The organism is Ketobacter sp. GenoA1, from assembly GCF_003671475.1.
In the GTDB taxonomy this organism is placed as follows: domain Bacteria; phylum Pseudomonadota; class Gammaproteobacteria; order Pseudomonadales; family Ketobacteraceae; genus Ketobacter.
The window spans coordinates 51,329-68,196 of sequence record NZ_RCHM01000020.1; the positions used below are offsets into that span (position 1 = coordinate 51,329).

Here is a 16,868-nt window from a genome sequence, read left to right on the forward strand (position 1 = left end):
AACAGGTTGTAACAAGAGTTCGCATTGAATGGCCTCAAGGAAAAAGGTTGACCTTAAGGAGAAGCTGTACTGGAGCCGGAAGAAGAGATAGCAGAAACAACGGCTGTGCAGTACCAGGTTTTCCCGCCCGGTGATGTAACACACTTGATCCGGCCCCAAGTATCTGGCTTCAACGCGTTTAATGGCGTATTTACAGTTGCGGGTACAGCCCCGGATTTACACCGGGTTCCTTGGCAGAATTGGACGGAGCGTCTCAATCAGCCGCGATCGTGGTGAACGTTATAGAGATTTGCCGGTTAGGTGTCAACCTGTGAATCGGTTTCCCCCTGCCGGTACCAGCCGATGGAATCCTGCACAGCGCCTAATACCAACTGGCCCAGGATCTCACCAAACAGCACATGCTTGCCGCAGTATTGCACCTGTTCCCTGCCCTTTGCCGACACCACCGCCACGGCATCCGTACCGGTGCCGGTTGCCAGTGCGCAGGTCAACGGGCTGCGAATACCCGCATTTACCAGTGCGGCGGTTTTGGCCTCGGTGATCATCTGCACGGCTTCCACCATGGCCGCCTCAGTCAGGCCAACCGAACTCAGACAAACGATATTGATGGTGCCCACTTCCACCGGTGAGGTGATCATCTGCTGATACTCGGCAGGATCCCCTACCCGGCGTGCATTATCCAGACCACAGGTGACCAACACCGTCAATTCAACCCCTTGCACCTGCTGACGATAGCAACGCAGAGAGGCCATGGAGGCCGCCGTCATCATACCCACTGTGGTCCCCCCGGCACCCAGACCATCGGCATAGCTCTGCAATGTATGAGCCGGTTGTTCCTGTTTCGCCAGCTGCCTGGGCACCTTGAGGTTTAACACATGGTCGGCGTGCACCAGCCCACCGTTCAACACACAGGAGCTGAGCACCCGGTGCGGGCCTGCGGGCAACGCCAGCCAGATGTGCTGATCACTGCGGTGCAGGTTGAACCAACGGGAAGCTTTGATATCGGACATGGAAACGTTCATTCTGTTACAGGGTGCGCATCAGGATACGTGGATTGCAGGGCTGAGTCTTGCTAATCTTCCCTGCTGCACATTCGCTTCTTTCGCTCAATCTATCAGGTAACACAATCATGAACGAGAAAATGATCTTTCTGCCGGTGCTGATTCATATCCTGTTGACGTTATCGGTGTTTATTGCCCTGGCCAGTGCCAAGAAAAAAGCCCTGCAGGAGGGTGGTGTCAATGAGGATCGCCGCGGCCTGTTCGATGACGCCTGGCCCAACAAGGTGATTCAGATCAACAACAACATTCGTAACCAGTTTGAATTACCGGTACTGTTTTATATCCTGATTTTTATGCTGTGGGAATTGGGTGGGGTCAACAGCGTGGCAGTGATCGTCGCCTGGCTGTTCGTGATCAGCCGCATGCTGCATGCCTACATCCACACCGGCACCAACTACGTGCCCTTGCGCCGCAAGGTGTTTATGTTCGGCGCACTGATGGTACTGGCCTTGAGTGTTCTGGTATCCAAAGCCCTCTTTTCCGGCTGACGTCACCCGGCCTGGCGGCCAGACCATACGCCCGCTGCAGTAGGCACCACAGCGGGCGTTGCAGTGGGGGCGAACAGCGCCCCTCAAAACAAAGGCTTTGACTCGTAAATCAAGCCCTTATTGCCGGCCTGAGAGCGAATGGCTTCATAGATCTTACCATCCAGCGACTGGGCCACTGCTTCCTCTTCCAGTGTTTCCGCAATGTAGTCCTGACGCTGCTTACCCAGCTTGGCGATCTCCTGCTGCAGTTGCTCACGCTTTGCAGCGGTTTTGTTTATTTTAGCCTTTTGCTCATCCTTGCTCAGATTCAGCAAAGGGGCGGGCAATTCCGCTGCCGGCACGGCATCCAAATCCAGACGGCCACTGGCAACATCCGCCACCAGTTCACCATCGGCAAACAGATTATCTGCTCCGGCTGCCTTGGTATTAAACTCGGCCCGTTTGGCCTGCACTGCCGCCGGCGCCGACGCAAACACTTCCCGTGACGCTTTCTCTTTCTGTTGTAGTTGTTGCCGCCGTTCCTTGCTGCCGTAATACAATTTGGTGGCATCCAACTCACGGGATAAAGCTGCGATCTTTTCATCGAAAGGGGTATGCACGGCCACAGCGCTGCCGCTTTGCTCCACTTGAAAGAACTCACCCTGATTCAGGCTGGCAATTTGCTGCCAAACCTGGCGGGTATTGCGCTGGTTTCCCGCCTGAATACAATTAATGACGATGCCTTTGGCCTGTGCCTGCCGAACGATCTCGGGGTATTGTGGCTCATCTGCATAATCCATGTGCGGTGGCGCATCCCCCACCAAAAAGATCACTTTATAGGTATCGGTATCCTGACTCCAGGACACTTGATTTACGGCTGCATGTAAGGCCGCATTGACACTTTCCGGGCCATCGCCCCCACCCTGCGCCTTGAAGTCGGACAGAGAAACATACATGGAATCCAGATCCTGTGACAGATCCAGCACCCGGGTGACGTAGGCATCCCCCCGGTCACGAAATGCCACCAGCCCCATGCGCATATCCGGTGCCGGCTGCGCGGACGCCATGGAGGAGGCAATGGACCAGATATTATTTTTGGCTGCATCGATCAGTCCGCTCATGCTGCTGGTGGTATCCAGCACAAACACTGCTTCGATTTGCGGACGAACCTGAGTTGCGGGTGAGCGTGGCGTCGGTGAATCCACCGCGCCGACCCGGTGCGGATCACCGCTGAGTACACCTGGAAAACCATCGGACAGGTTCATGGCGACTGCAGCGGCGGTGGCAACGGTGAGCGCCCCGGCCAACAGTAAAGATTTGGTTGCAATATTCATATTGAATGCTCCTTGTGAATGTTCTTAGGTAAAACAGAATGAATGAGACACATAACTTACAAGCGCTTTAAGGCGGCTTCGGCATGATTGCGGGCCACACTGAAACGATCATTTGCATGTCCAACCCGCATGCCCGCAACGGATCGATCAGGCAGGAAAAAGCTGAGCGCCTGCACAAAGAAAAAACCCCACAGGGACAAGAAAACGGAGTGCGTTACCTGGGCGATCCAGACAGATACCGCCACTGACAGCAAGCACAGCACCGCATCCACCAGCACCCACCAGGCCTTGGAATAACGTAAGCCACTGCGTACCAGCCAGATCAGAGCAGTCAACAGCAGCAGCATGGAAACCAGTTTAAAGCCCATCAACAACGCGCAGGCTGATACCAGCACCCACCCCAAAATCATTAGCGACAGCCCGCTGCGCTGGTGATGACACGCGTACAGCCACAGTAGATACAAAGCCGCCAGCACCAGCATTGTGATTGACAATGCCAGGCTGGTTGCCAGCCAAAATCCGGCAAGCAGTACCACACCCGCACCGCCACCGCTCAAACCAAGTGCCACCAGAACATGGGCACTGAATTCACCGCGCTTCATGATTCCACCCCTCCATTGCCGGACGTTGGCCGGAGTTGTGTATTCGCTTTGGCTTTCAACAAGGCCAACTCCACATCCGCCTCGGTTATGACATCCCTATCAACACTGCCCGCATACGCGGTGGCGGGTTGACAGCCGGCGCCGCTGTCACGGGGCAGTGAACCGGCCCGCTGCCGAATCCGCTCCAGCTCCTGCCGCTGCACTTGCAGTTGCCCCTCCAGATCATCGGCACCCTGTTGACTGGCTTGCAGCTGATCGTCACACCATGCTGCTTCACGCTGGGCCAGCAATTGCTTACGCAACAAAGACCGGGCCAGATCATCGTTTCCCTGGCCCAGGCACAAATCGAGATCTTCCTGTAGCGATAGGAGATCCTGCTGAATTCGCCGGCGCCGTTTCTGCAAACACTGCTGTTCCTGCAGCAGACGATCCCGCTCCTGGCACAGCAACAGGTGTTCTGCCTCCATATCCCGCAGCGCCTGCTTCAACAGTAATGCAGGCTCTTCAATACTATCCATCACACCATGCACGTCGGCTTTTATCAGTCGCACCATTCGGCTGATGATCGTCATCGCAACTCTCCTTAACACATTCAGTTTTATTGCGTCGCTGCCTGGCCCAACGGGAACCGGCAACCCGATAACAGGATAAAAAACATGAGCCGGCCCGTTGAGGCACAGTTTGGTAAAATTACCCATGCGGGAATTTACAAAAAGTTTACGTGCAGGCAGGTGGTCCACTTGCTAGGATGATCACGGTGTTACCGAGGAGAATACAGGTGCAGGGCAAGCCAACGTTACTGGTGGTGGAAGATGAAACCGCCATTCGAACCGGCCTGGTGGATGTTTTCACCTTTCATGGGTTTGAAGTGGATTTTGCAGAGGATGGAGCAAGCGGGCTGGACAAGGCACTGAGCGGCCGGTTCGACATGATCCTGTTGGATGTCATGCTGCCGCTGCGCGATGGCTATGAGGTCTGCGCAGCCATCCGTGAGCAGGACCGGAATCAACCCATCATCATGCTCACCGCGCGCAATACGGATGAAGATATCATCCACGGCTTGGCCCTGGGTGCCGATGATTATGTTGCCAAGCCGTTTTCGGTGACACAACTGGTGTTAAGGGTACAGGCAGTCCTGCGCCGATCGGGGCTCGATGCCGAGCAGAAGAATATCATCCCTCTGCAAGGGGCGGATATCGACGTGCACAATCTGGCGGCGCAGATAAATGGCAATGGTGTCAGCTTTACCCGCCGAGAGATGGAGCTGCTGCAGTACCTGCATCAGCACAACCAGCGCCCGGTCCCACGGGAGGAACTGCTGCATAAAGTATGGGGCTATGCCCGCGACATGGACATCGAAACCCGCACCGTGGACATTCATATCGCCAAACTGCGACGCAAGCTGGAACCGGATCCCAAACACCCCATTCATTTAATCACCGTTCGCGGTGGTGGCTATCGATTACTGTCCGGATCAGGCATCCACTGATGGCAACCTGGAGCATCACCCGATTACGCTGGGTACTGGGGCTGTCATTACTGCTGTTGATCATTCCTACACTGGTGCTGGCGTGGAAGGCAAGCCAGCAATTAAAATGGGAAGCCCTGTATCAACAACGGCAGCTGGCGGAAGAGCTGACCAAAAGTATCGATCTAAACCTGCAGCGCTGGATTGCAGTGGAACAATCACGCCCGGTTACCCACTATCGATATCTGCTGCTGCAATCAAGCCAGGGCCAAACCAACTATCTGCAACGCTCCCCCCTGTCAAAGCTACCGGATGGTGAAAGCCCTCCTGGCCTGGTGGGGTATTTCCAGGTTGATGATGCCGGCGACCTGCAGACACCGCTGCTGCCGCAAAGTGAAGCCGACGCCATGGCCTCAGGGCTTGCAGCGGACGACATCGAACAGCGCCGCAGAATAAAACGCAACATACGCTCAATTCTCAGCGCCAATCAACTGGTGACGCCAGCTAGTGTTGCCGAAGAGGAAGCGCAGGCGGATTCCGATGGCAGCGCAGCTCTGGCGCAGACTCAGGCTCAGGCACCGTTTGAAAAACTGGCTCAGAATCAGATTGCCGGCAACCGCGTGCAATCTCTGGGCAAAATAGCGGAGTTGGATCTGGAGCGCAGTTTTGCCGATGCTGAGCCGGCTCTGCAAAAGCAATCCCCACCTAAGGAAAAAGCCCGGCACGCACCCCAATCGAGGGAAGCATCACCGGCGCCCGCCGCCAAGCCAGCGCCATCAATCGGCGAGGATTTCACAGCCCTGGATGCAGCCACACAGGACAATCCGCAATCCGCCATTACCATTTTTTCCAATACCGCGTCCGCTTTCAGCCTGGCCCTACTGGAAAGCGGGCACCTGCTTCTATTTCGTGATGCCTGGTACGACGATCAACGCTGGGTGCAGGGGTTGCTTCTGGATCAGCAGGCCTTTATTGATAACAGCATTCAACAGGTATTCCAGCAAAGCAATCTGTCGCACTTCACCAATCTGGTGGTTGCCTTCAACGGCAATGTGCTGCGCATTCTGCCCGCCATGGGCTATCAACGCTACGCCCTGGGTTACTCATCCCTTTCTGTACAGGATGTCTCCGGTACATTGATACTGCAAACGGCTTTGTCATCACCGCTCACGGAGCTGGAGCTGATTTTCAGCGCCAGGCACTTGCCGGATGGGCCCGGCGGGGCAATCATTACCTGGGCCAGCCTGATCCTGATGCTGTTGCTGATCAGCATCTTCACACTGCTGTACCGGTTTGGTGTTCGGCAAATTCGCATGCTGCAGCAACAACAGAATTTTATTGCCTCCGTCAGCCATGAACTGAAGACGCCACTGACCTCGATCCGTATGTTCAGCGAAATGCTGAAAGAAGGCTGGGCAACGCCAGCCAAACAACAGGAGTATTATCATTTCATTGCAGATGAAAGTGATCGCCTGAGCCGGCTGATCACCAATGTTCTGCAGCTGGCCCGCATGGAACGACAGGAACTGAAGCTGGATATAAAGCCCTGCCCGGTCAACCAATTGATCGAGTTATTGCGCTCCCGGCTTGAATCACAGGTAGCCGCTACTGAATTTACTTTGTGCTTTAGCCATGAAGATTTCGATAACAATGAACAAATCCAAGTCGATACCGATGCCATGATGCAAATCCTGATGAACCTGGTCGACAACAGCTTGAAATTCGCCAAGCAGGCATCCAACAAACAGCTCGATCTTCACATCCGTAACAACAATGCTCAGCTTGAGATTGTGCTGCGGGATTACGGCCCGGGTATTCCCGATCAGGAGCGCAAGCGGATTTTTGATTTGTTTTACCGTATTGGTAATGAGCTTACCCGATCGGCCCAGGGAACCGGCATTGGCCTGGCGCTGGTGCAACAATTGGTCAGCGTCATGGGCGGCAGCATCGAGATTCAACAGCCGGATCAGGGTGCCGCATTCTGTATCCGCTTTCCCATGTTGTAGAGCACATCGGCAATAGCCCTGCCGCACACCCGTGCATACCCTTGCACACCCCTGCACACAATAAAAAAGCCCCGCGTCATAACGACACGGGGCCACGCCTAAACCACACACTGGTGGTTAAAAAGTAGGGCTTCAGGGCAGTAGGGTATCCAGTACTTCGCGGGAGTAAACCAGCTCACCGTCGGCATCCGTACCGGTAATGCGATAACGTACGGCGGTGGCATCACACTCGGATTCCAGACAGAACGCATCGTAATAACCACCGGTAATGGAGCCACTGGTAAGATTCAAACGCATGACGATATAACCGGTGAGCCCACCACATTGGAATTCAATTGCGTTACCGGTGTTAAGCGGGCCCGTGGCACTGCTGTTGAGTACGCCCGAGGCGGAGCCATTGCCCAGACATCCATCCAGCACCGCATTGTTGGCGGTAAAGGTCATTAAAGCCGTGGGCGGGAAGAAGGTATTGATGGTGGCCTTCCAGTTGGCCGATCCGGCTTCCAGATCGGAGTTGTCCGCTGTGATGGTCCAGTTGAAGGTACCATCAGGCTGCTCACAGCCATTAAACTGGCACTGCATGATGTCCATCAACCGTTGCAGTAGATCCAGATAATCGTTGAAGAATTTATCGGTGCCCACCAGCTCAGGCTCATCACAGACATCACCGATACCGTCCCCGTCACTGTCGGCCTGATCCGCGTTGGGCAGCGCCGGGCAATTGTCCAGGTCATCTTCGATACCGTCGCCATCACTATCGAACAACGAATCACAGGCATCACCGAGGCCATCTCCATCGCCATCGGCCTGATCCGCATTGGGCGCCACCGGGCAGTTATCCAGTTCATTATCGATACCGTCGTTATCCAGATCGGGATCACAGGCATCGCCTATATCGTCTGCATCGCCATCGGCCTGGTCAAGATTGGGAACCGCAGGACAGTTATCAACAGCGTCTTCGATGCCGTCATTGTCCAGATCCACATCACACACATCACCCTGACCGTCATCATCGCTGTCGAGCTGATTCGGGTTGAAATCCGCCGGGCAGTTGTCATTCAGGTCAAGGACACCATCGCCATCAGTGTCCACACCACCGCCGCTATTATCACAATTGAGAAAGAACAAGGCGTCGCGGTTTTCCAGCGTGGGCCCACCCAATGGTGAGGACTGCCATTCAAACGCAAGGCTCACCTGGCGGGGAACTTCGGTTCCGGTTTCACCGCTGTTACAGGCAAGCTCAATACTGCCGCCATAGGTGGCGGTGGTACCGCCACTGCAATCGCCACCGGCATAGCTGACGTCGGTTCCATCGGTAGTAAAACACACCGCACGCCCACTGAGTTTACTCAATACCACGGAGCCGGCATCGCCTTCAAACTGTGTATTCGCGGGTGGGTTAACAAATATTTCTTCATTGGTGGGTGCTTTTTCACAAGCAGCCATCAGCGTTGCAGCGAGCATTAAACCGGAAAGTCGGATCAACCGGTTGGCCCCTATTCCATCAGGAAACAAAAAAGTCATGGTCAGGTCCTTCATTTTTGTCATTGTAGAGTTGAATCGTTATTATGCTGCACCCCAGGATGCAGCATGCAGCTTGGCATAGCACCCGCCTCCGCCGTTAGTACTTAAGTTGCATTGACACTGCCTACCGGCTTGTGGTTTAACTCGAAGCCTCACTTCAAGTTTTTTTGATAGACAAATTAATGTGACTGAATTTCGCGTTCCCCCCTATTCCGCCCCTTCCACCAGCATTCTGGTGATTGATGATCATCCGGTTTTTCAGGATGGCATCGCCGTTATTCTGCAAGCATTGTTGACCGATGTGGAAATCATTCCCGCCCTCAATGCCGACACTGCCATCGCACACGCCAAGGCCCGCCCCGACCTGGACTGGATTTTCGTGGACTACCAGTTACCGGATTCCGATGGTTTGTCCATCATTGCGCAATTGAACGGGCTCATGGTCACCGCGCCTATTGTCATGATGTCCGGTGTCGATGAACTGGAACTGGTGGCAAAAGCGTTGCAGCTCGGTGTCAGCGGCTTTATTCATAAATCCGGGGGCAAGCAGATATTCAAAGACTGTCTGCAAGCCATTGAACAGGGCAAGGTGTATCTGCCCGCCGACACGCAGGTACGACTGGAGCATTATCGGCAGACCATCGGCAAACATACGGATGCCATCAAAAAGCAATTGAGTACGCGGCGCATGGATGTGTTGCTGCTGGTGGCAGAAGGTTATTCCAATCAGGAAATTGCTTCATCCCTGTCGATTTCGGAAGCCACTGTCAAATCCCATGTCTCTGCGCTGATGTCCATTCTGGATGCCGACAGTCGCTACCACTGCGTGGCAGAGGCACGCAAATTGGGGCTCATCAAGTAACCGGTGGTTGCTGCAGAAGTTGTCGCAACACCTTTCTCAAGTGCACTGGCTTTACCGGTTTTTTTAACAGAAACAGCGCATTGTCCCGCATGTTCTGTACCAACTGGGGGCTGGTATCACCACTCATTAGTACTGCCGGTACCGGTTGATCCAGGCAGGATTGCACGGCGCGGATAACCGAGAGCCCGGTGCACCCCTGCAGATGATAATCAGAAACGATGATCTGCGGAGGGACACTGGCATCCGCGTGGGCCAGTGCCGCATCTTTGCCATCTGCTGCCATTACTTCACACCCCCATTCCGCCAGCAGGCTGCAGGTGGCTTCCAATAATGCCGGTTCATCATCCACCACCAACACGCGGCAACCCCGCAATGAAAATCCGGAGACTTCCTCCTGCCGTGCAACCAGGGCCGGGTCGCCCTTGGGCAACACCAACCTGAACGTGGTGCCGGCTCCGGGCACTGATTCCAGTTGCAGGTCCAACTGCAACAAAACCGCCAAACGCTTAACCACAGATAGACCCAAGCCAACTCCCTGCTGACGATGGTGCGTGAATACCTGATGGTATTCCTCAAATACCCGGGACTGTTCATCCAGGGGAATGCCACGACCGCTGTCCTGCACCAGCACCAGCACTTTGTCCGCCAGGCACTGTATACGCAGCTCAACTGTACCGCTGTCGGTAAACTTGATGGCGTTGGACAAAAGGTTGCGAATAATGCGCCCCAATACCATCGGATCAGTCCACACCACACAGGGCTCGGTAACGCAGTTCAGTTGCAGGTTTTTCGCCTGTGCCGCAGGCTCAAATTCCCGTGCCAACATGGACAGCAAATCACTCAGTTCCACGTGCGCCGGAGACACGCTGAGATCGTTGGCCTCCAGCCGGGACAGATCCATTAACGAATTGAACATGTCCGTCAGGGCGTCATGACAATTCACGCCCTGCTGCACCAGTATTTTCTGTTCCGGCGTATCCTGCTGGCGTTTCAGTTTCATGCTCTCCAGAATCAGCCCCAGCGCCTGCAGGGGTTGGCGCAAATCATGGCTCGCCACCGCCAGGAATCGCGACTTTGCCTGATTGGCTGCCTCCGCTTTTTCTTTGGCTACAGTAACCTGCTCCAGCAGTTCACGGTTTTGAAAATCCATGGTTATGGACATGGTGATAATCTGATTGATACGGCTGCTGATCATCACAAAAGCTGTCAGACAGGCCACGCCCAACAAGGCGGTGGCACTCAACCCCAACAGGAACAACTTGATGATAAGCAAGCTCAGAACCGGCAGAATAAAAGCAATATAGGCTGGCAGGAAGGCGGCTAACGCCGGCAAGGTGGAAGCACACATACCAGCCAGCGCGATGGAGATAAAAATAACGGATTCCGTCTGGGGCTGATTCATAAACCACACCGGCACCAACCCCCAGATAGCTCCGGCGTACAACATACCCGCCACCAGCAACGGTTTCACACGGCGGTAATCCCCATGCTGCCGCGCGTGCTGCCATAAACTGTCCACCGTATACAGCCGGACCACATGACTCATGAACATCAACGCCATCCACAGCAGCGCATAGAAAGAATGACTGGTAAACCAGAGCACACCGGTGGTGACCAGGACAGCCACCGTATGGGGCCAGGCATTGGCCCGCAATTGATCAAAAACGTAATCGATCTGGGATTCTGTTACGGCGGATTTTGCATACTGCATGTTATTGTTGTCGCCAATACAGCGGAAATAGTAGACAGCAGAGACTGCATGCTAGCACGAACCCGCAATCATGTATCTAGCGGCTTACTGTCCCTGCGCAACAGCTCGCGCTGACGTCGCAAGCGGGGATTTTCCGGTTCCAGCTCCATGGCCGTGGCGATGATTTCCAGCGCTTCCAGGTGGCGTTGGTGCTTGCCCAGCGCCGTGGCCAATGCCATCAACGCCGGCACACAGCGGGGTTTGTGCTCCAGGCAACGGGTGGCCGCTCGCGATAACATGATGAAATCTTCCAAGGCCTCACAGGCTTCAAACAGCGCCAACCAGCCATCCAGATAATCCGGCAGCTGCTCGGTCAGCTGCTGGGACAAGACCTTGGCGACGGACCACTGCCCCTGCTGTCCCAGCATTTTGGCAAACGCCACCGCCTGCAGGGCAGACATGGCTTTGCCGCCCCGCCCCGGCAGGGTCAACTCGATCTGTTTGTTGTCATTATTTTCAGTACTGGTCACGACTTACCACTTCATCATCCGGCAGGCGCTTCAGTATACTCCGAAAAGCAAACTAATTGCGTTTGGTCTGACTGCCTGCCCCAAACGCCTCTCCCCCTTGATTCAAGCGCCAGATCCGTTAGAATCCCGCCGCTCGTATTTCTACTTTACTAACCGCCCTGGATTTACGCTCCAGACAGCGAGGACACTATGCACCACCCCACCGGCAGCGCACCCATAGTGGTTTGCGCGCTCTATAAATTCGTAACTTTGGAAAACTTCGAGGCGCTACGCCGCCCCCTGCTGGAGGTCATGCTGCAGCAGGATGTAAAAGGCACACTGCTTCTGGCCAAAGAGGGCATCAACGGCACCATCGCCGGCAGCCGTGCCGGCATCGACGCAGTGCTGGCGCACTTGCGCAGCGACCCCAGGCTGGCACAGCTGGACAGCAAAGAATCCTTTGATGAAGAGCAACCCTTCTACCGCACCAAGGTCAAGCTCAAGCAGGAAATCGTAACCATGGGCATTGCGGACATTGATCCCAAGCGGGTGGTGGGCACCTACGTCAAACCCAGCCAGTGGAACGCTCTGATCAGCGACCCTGAAGTGCTATTGGTGGATACCCGCAACGATTACGAAGTGGAAATCGGCACCTTCAAAGGGGCCATTGACCCACAAACCAAAACCTTTCGGGAATTCCCCGCCTACGTTGCCGAACACCTGGACAAGAACAAGCACAAAAAAGTAGCCATGTTCTGTACCGGCGGCATCCGTTGCGAAAAATCCACTGCGTTCCTTAAGGAACAGGGGTTTGAAGAGGTGTATCACCTGGAAGGCGGTATCCTCAAATACCTGGAAGAAGTTCCCCAGGAAGAGTCCCTGTGGCAGGGGGAATGTTTTGTCTTTGATAATCGCGTTACCGTGGATCACCAGTTGCGCAAGGGCAACTTTGACCAATGCCACGCCTGCCGGCGACCGATCACGGAACAGGACAAACGCTCGCCCCATTATCAGGCGGGGGTCAGTTGCCATCATTGCTACGACGAGTATTCGCAGGAGCAAAAGCGGCGTTTTGCGCAGCGGGAAAAACAGATCAAACTGGCACAAAAGCGCGGCGAACAGCACCTGGGGGGCGATCAGCGCACCCTGATCGAAGAGCGCCGCCGCCTGAAGCTGGAGCAGAAAAATGCCCAGCGCGAACAGGATCGTAAAGCCGGGCAATAGCGTAGCGCACGTTAACGCAGGCGGGCCATCATCGAATCCGGTGGCACCAGATCACCGGTTACCGGAAAATGCACGATGGCTTCCAGCCCCCCGCCGTCGCGATTACGCAATTGCACCCGGCCATGGTGCATATCCACAATCCGCTTCACAATGGCAAGCCCCAGGCCGGAACCTTTACTGGTCCGGCTTTGATCACCGCGGGCGAAGGGTTGAAACAGTTCGAACATTTCCTTTTCACTCAAGCCGGGGCCGCGGTCTGCCACCACCACACAGATTTCACCATCTTCCATGCCGCTGTGCACATCAACCTGGCCACCCCCATGACGAATGGCGTTGCCGATCAAATTGGCAAACAGGCGCTTCAGGGAAAGCCGCTTCAGAGAGATACCCGGCAATTCATGTAACGCGGTTTTAATGGTGCAGCCTTCCGATTCGAATTGAGAGACCACCTCCACAATCACTTCGTTGAGATCACCCACTTCGGTTTGTTCATCACTGCCATCGCGCACAAACAGGATAAACTGATCCAGGATCGCGTTCATATCCTCAATATCCCGAATCATGCCGTCGGTGAATTCTGTTTCACCCAGCAACTCAGCGGTGAGCCGCATGCGGGTGAGCGGTGTGCGCAGGTCATGGGAAATGCCGGCCAGCAGCAAGGCCCGCTCCCGGTCCACCCGCTGCAGATTATCGCTCATCTGCAGAAAGGCCCGGTTCACCGCTGCAATCTCACGGGAGGTGTTTTCCAGCAGGTAACCTTTGACCGGTTCACCGCGACCGATTCTACGCGCTGCCAGTGCCAGGTTTTTCAGTGGCCGATTAATCTGGCCGGCAAAAAAAGTACCCAGCAGAAAGGCCAGCGCCGGGGTTCCGATCAACCAGGTCAGAAAGGCAATGACTTCGTAGCGACCGAAATTTTCCAGTGGAAACCGCACCCACAGGCTGCCCAGTTGCCGGGTACTCACCCATAACCCCGGCGCAGGATCAAAGCCCAGCCGAACAGCGCTGCCCTCCCCGATACGGCTGCGCATGGGTTCCACGAACAGGTTGTCGAACAGGCCCGCACCCGGTGGTGGAATCAGGCTGTCATCGGCGGTGATAACAATATTATGCTGTGCCTCCAGCCGCTGCAGCAGCTCGGTTTTACGTTCGCTGTCCACCAGGTAGCGAATGGTATCCATCTCCAGCGCGACCAGCTTAGCGTTCTGTTTGATGCCGGGCAAATACAGGTAGTACACCGCAAACAACAGTGTGGAAATCTGACTTAACAAAATCACCAGCCACACCAGCCAGATGGTGCGCCAGAACGAGGAGCGGGGAATCAGCTTCATAGAGAATCCAGAATGACATCAACGGCACATTATCCAGATTTCCAGGCTCCGGTGCCACTGACCTTGCCCGCCGCCCTCAGACCAGCCGGGCCACACTCAACGGCCGTAAGGTCGCGCGCCGTTTATGGTAGTGCTGATCCATGCGTGCCAGAATATCCCGCAGCATGACCACGGTTTCCACAATATACGGCCCCTTGTTGAGCATGACGCACTCCGCCACCACCGCCATAGCAGCGTCCGTCACCTCGGCGCGGGAGGGCACTCCCTTCTTGGCCATGGACTCCAGAATCTGGGTGGCCCAGATCACCGGAATGTGGGCGGCCTCGCACAGCCAGAGAATTTCCTGCTGCACCTCGGAAAGCCGCTCGAACCCCAACTCCACCGCCAGGTCGCCACGGGCAATCATCACCCCCAGCGGGCGGCCATGACGCAACCCGGCCAACAGAATACGGGGCAGATTCTCGAACGCCTGCCGGTTTTCGATTTTCAGCACCACCCCCAATTGGGGCCGGTCCAGCCGGTCCAACGCCTGATGCAGGGCATCCACATCTGCCGGCACCCGTACAAAGGACAGTGCGATCATGTCGGCAAACTCCACCACCTGCTCCAGATCAAGCAGATCCTTGGCCGTGAGCGCCGGCAGATCCAATACCGTATCCGGAAAATTGATGCCTTTTTCCGGCTGCAGCCTGCTGCCTTTGGGATCAGCCTGGGTGATTCGCAAATGCATCTCCCGGCCATCGCAGGCTTCCACCCGGGCACCTATTTTGCCATCGTCAAACCATACCCGCTGGCCCACCTCAACCTGGTCAAACGCCTGCGGCAATGAGCAATGAATACGTGCGGGCTGCACCAGATCGCCCAACTGGTCCCGTTGTTCCTGCACCCCGGGTTGCAGGCTGCGGGTCAGAACGAGGGTATCGCCACGGAACAGAACGATGGGCAACACCACGTCCTGCAACCCAAGCGCCAGCGTCGACGCCATCGTTTTCTGCCCTCGTTTCAGGTCCAGCCGCGTGGCGTCGGTGATATAGGCGGTATGATTCAGTTCGGCAATACAGCTACCGGTTTGCACCTGGACCACGTTCATCTTGCGACGCTGGCCCCGGCCGTCCACCAACTGTATGCGATCACCCACCTGACACTGCTGCAGAAATTCCGCCGCCACACACAATGGCTTGTGCAGACCCGCCGGCAGACGGGCGTCCGCCTCCGCATGCAGCCATACCCGGCAGGGTTCCAGCACCAGCCCGTATAAATCGCGACGGGGCTTCAACTTCCGCAGGCGACCACTGCTTTGCATCGGGCCGGTGCGCAGTTTGGGGCCCGCCAGATCCACCTGAATCCTGGCGGGTGAAGCGCCGTTTTCCACCGCGCTGCGAAGGTGTCGGGCCATTGCCCGCCATGCGCTCGCATCATCGTGGGCGCAATTGATGCGCATGACGTTCATGCCACTGGCCAGCAAATCCGCCACCAACTGTGGCTCAGCCGCCGCCTGGGATGGCATGGTCACCATCACACTGGCCTCTGTACCGGCCTCTGCACCGGCCTTTACACTGGGCGGCAATTCACCCAGCAACCGCCGGCGCTGTTGGCGCAATAATTGGGGGCCACTGAGATAATCCACCGGCGCTTGCGGTGTCTCGCACCGGCGGCCGGTTATGCTCTGCAGCAAATTAATGACAGCATTAAGATGGGCCAGGGTATACGGCTCCATGGCCGACAGAGAGGACAGGCCGAAACGTGACAACCGATGTTGCAAGGGGCGAATGTCACCCTGCCGCACGCTGAGATAATGCACCAGATTGCGGGCACTGCTCTGATACTGTTCACTGCAGCGCCGGATCTCGGGTTCCAGTTGACGCTCCAGGGCCATGGCGCCGTCCCGCAAGTGAATCAGCTCCGCTTGCAGATCCAGCAACGAATCCATATTCGATGCAATCACATAACCCCCCTGCTCTACCGGCGTTGGCAGAGAGACAGATTAAGGCAGCTTTATGACGGTTTGGGGAAGCCGGTCAGCCGGCACTGCTGCCGTCGGGCACAAATACGTAGCCCACCCCCCAGACGGTCTGGATATAACGGGAGTTGGAGGGATCGTCTTCGATCAGCCGCCGCAACCGCGATACCTGGACATCGATACTGCGTTCCATGGCACTCCATTCACGCCCACGGGCCAGATTCATCAGCTTATCCCGGGTCAGCGGTTCACGGGGATGCTGTACCAGGGCTTTCATGACGGCAAACTCACCGGTGGTGAGGGACACCGCCTGCCCGTCCTTGGTCAGCGTACGGGTGGACAGATCCAGTGAGAAAGGCCCGAAGGTCACCACCGTTTCCTGTTGTGACGGGGCGCCGGGCAATTCTTTCACCTGGCGGCGCAGAACAGCCTTGACCCGGGCCAGCAGCTCCCGCGGGTTGAATGGCTTGGGCAGATAATCGTCCGCCCCGGCTTCCAGACCATTGATACGGTCGGCATCATCACCCTTGGCCGTGAGCATGATGATCGGAATCTGGTTGTCCGCGCCCCGCAGGCGTTTGCAAATGGACATTCCGTCTTCCCCGGGCAGCATCAGATCCAGCACCATCAGGGAGTAAATCTCCCGTGACAGGGCCCGATCCATTTGCTCGGCATCGGCCACCGCCTTCACCAGAAACCCCTGTTCTTCCAGATAACGCTGTAGCAATCCCCGCAACCGGGAATCATCATCAACTACCAGAACCTTCTGCTGCTGTTCCTGCTCGCGGGGGCTGTCTACCATTGAAATTACCTGTTAAAACCTCGTGGGG

Annotated in this window: 15 protein-coding genes and 1 riboswitch; of the genes, 5 read left to right on the top strand and 10 right to left on the bottom strand. The window is 56.0% G+C overall.

Going from position 1 to position 16,868, the window contains the following annotated elements; all coding sequences use genetic code 11:
- Window positions 1-157: 157 nt before the first annotated feature.
- A riboswitch (cobalamin riboswitch) is annotated at window positions 158-232 on the bottom strand.
- Between the two features lie 64 nt (window positions 233-296).
- Complete coding sequence (locus D9N13_RS06280; RefSeq protein ID WP_290587354.1) at window positions 297-1,010, bottom strand: adenosylcobinamide amidohydrolase; 714 nt, start codon at window positions 1,008-1,010, stop codon at window positions 297-299.
- A 119-nt stretch (window positions 1,011-1,129) separates the two neighbouring features.
- Between D9N13_RS06280 and D9N13_RS06285 the strand changes: the two genes are divergently transcribed.
- Window positions 1,130-1,549, top strand: a complete 420-nt coding sequence (locus tag D9N13_RS06285) for an MAPEG family protein (RefSeq protein ID WP_290587356.1) — start codon at window positions 1,130-1,132, stop codon at window positions 1,547-1,549.
- Window positions 1,550-1,632: 83 nt separating this feature from the next.
- Here D9N13_RS06285 and D9N13_RS06290 read toward each other — a convergent pair whose 3' ends face one another.
- Genes D9N13_RS06290 through D9N13_RS06300 form a run of 3 tightly spaced genes read right to left on the bottom strand, consistent with a single transcriptional unit; the run spans window position 1,633 to window position 4,036 of the window.
- Window positions 1,633-2,862, bottom strand: coding sequence for a VWA domain-containing protein (locus tag D9N13_RS06290; RefSeq protein WP_290587358.1), 1,230 nt, complete (start codon window positions 2,860-2,862; stop codon window positions 1,633-1,635).
- Window positions 2,863-2,918: 56 nt separating this feature from the next.
- Window positions 2,919-3,464 (bottom strand): hypothetical protein, encoded by a 546-nt coding sequence (locus D9N13_RS06295; protein ID WP_290587360.1) that lies wholly within the window; start codon window positions 3,462-3,464, stop codon window positions 2,919-2,921.
- On the bottom strand, window positions 3,461-4,036 hold the full coding sequence (locus D9N13_RS06300; RefSeq protein ID WP_290587362.1) for a PspA/IM30 family protein: 576 nt from the start codon (window positions 4,034-4,036) through the stop codon (window positions 3,461-3,463). Before D9N13_RS06300 ends, D9N13_RS06295 begins: the two co-directional genes overlap by 4 nt.
- A gap of 176 nt (window positions 4,037-4,212) precedes the next feature.
- Here D9N13_RS06300 and D9N13_RS06305 point away from each other — a divergent pair, with 176 nt between their 5' ends.
- Together D9N13_RS06305 and D9N13_RS06310 are read left to right on the top strand one after the other, a co-directional pair.
- The gene (locus D9N13_RS06305; protein ID WP_290587364.1) at window positions 4,213-4,953 is read left to right on the top strand and encodes a response regulator transcription factor; all 741 of its coding nucleotides are present in this window, start codon (window positions 4,213-4,215) and stop codon (window positions 4,951-4,953) included.
- The gene (locus D9N13_RS06310; protein WP_290587366.1) at window positions 4,953-6,938 is read left to right on the top strand and encodes a sensor histidine kinase; all 1,986 of its coding nucleotides are present in this window, start codon (window positions 4,953-4,955) and stop codon (window positions 6,936-6,938) included. The genes D9N13_RS06305 and D9N13_RS06310 overlap by 1 nt, the downstream gene beginning before the upstream one ends.
- A 132-nt stretch (window positions 6,939-7,070) precedes the next feature.
- Here D9N13_RS06310 and D9N13_RS06315 read toward each other — a convergent pair whose 3' ends face one another.
- The gene (locus tag D9N13_RS06315; protein WP_290587368.1) at window positions 7,071-8,462 is read right to left on the bottom strand and encodes a thrombospondin type 3 repeat-containing protein; all 1,392 of its coding nucleotides are present in this window, start codon (window positions 8,460-8,462) and stop codon (window positions 7,071-7,073) included.
- A 184-nt stretch (window positions 8,463-8,646) separates the two neighbouring features.
- On the opposite strand from D9N13_RS06315, the gene D9N13_RS06320 reads away from it, so the two are divergent.
- Complete coding sequence (locus tag D9N13_RS06320) at window positions 8,647-9,324, top strand: response regulator (protein ID WP_290587371.1); 678 nt, start codon at window positions 8,647-8,649, stop codon at window positions 9,322-9,324.
- On the opposite strand, the gene D9N13_RS06325 is transcribed toward D9N13_RS06320, so the two are convergent.
- Together D9N13_RS06325 and D9N13_RS06330 are read right to left on the bottom strand one after the other, a co-directional pair.
- On the bottom strand, window positions 9,317-11,035 hold the full coding sequence (locus D9N13_RS06325) for a hybrid sensor histidine kinase/response regulator (protein ID WP_290587373.1): 1,719 nt from the start codon (window positions 11,033-11,035) through the stop codon (window positions 9,317-9,319). The genes D9N13_RS06320 and D9N13_RS06325 overlap by 8 nt on opposite strands.
- Before the next feature lie 68 nt (window positions 11,036-11,103).
- Entirely contained in the window at window positions 11,104-11,544 is a 441-nt protein-coding gene (locus D9N13_RS06330) for a hypothetical protein (RefSeq protein WP_290587375.1), read from the bottom strand.
- 189 nt (window positions 11,545-11,733) lie between these two features.
- Between D9N13_RS06330 and D9N13_RS06335 the strand changes: the two genes are divergently transcribed.
- The gene (locus D9N13_RS06335) at window positions 11,734-12,747 is read left to right on the top strand and encodes a rhodanese-related sulfurtransferase (protein ID WP_290587377.1); all 1,014 of its coding nucleotides are present in this window, start codon (window positions 11,734-11,736) and stop codon (window positions 12,745-12,747) included.
- A gap of 11 nt (window positions 12,748-12,758) precedes the next feature.
- Here the strand turns inward: D9N13_RS06335 and D9N13_RS06340 are convergent, their stop codons facing one another.
- From D9N13_RS06340 to ompR, 3 genes are all read right to left on the bottom strand, one after another.
- Entirely contained in the window at window positions 12,759-14,078 is a 1,320-nt protein-coding gene (locus D9N13_RS06340) for an ATP-binding protein (RefSeq protein WP_290587379.1), read from the bottom strand.
- A gap of 76 nt (window positions 14,079-14,154) precedes the next feature.
- Window positions 14,155-16,023 (bottom strand): pyruvate kinase, encoded by a 1,869-nt coding sequence (locus D9N13_RS06345; RefSeq protein ID WP_290587381.1) that lies wholly within the window; start codon window positions 16,021-16,023, stop codon window positions 14,155-14,157.
- A 73-nt stretch (window positions 16,024-16,096) separates the two neighbouring features.
- Window positions 16,097-16,840, bottom strand: coding sequence for a two-component system response regulator OmpR (ompR, locus tag D9N13_RS06350; protein ID WP_290587383.1), 744 nt, complete (start codon window positions 16,838-16,840; stop codon window positions 16,097-16,099).
- Between the last annotated feature and the right edge of the window lie 28 nt (window positions 16,841-16,868).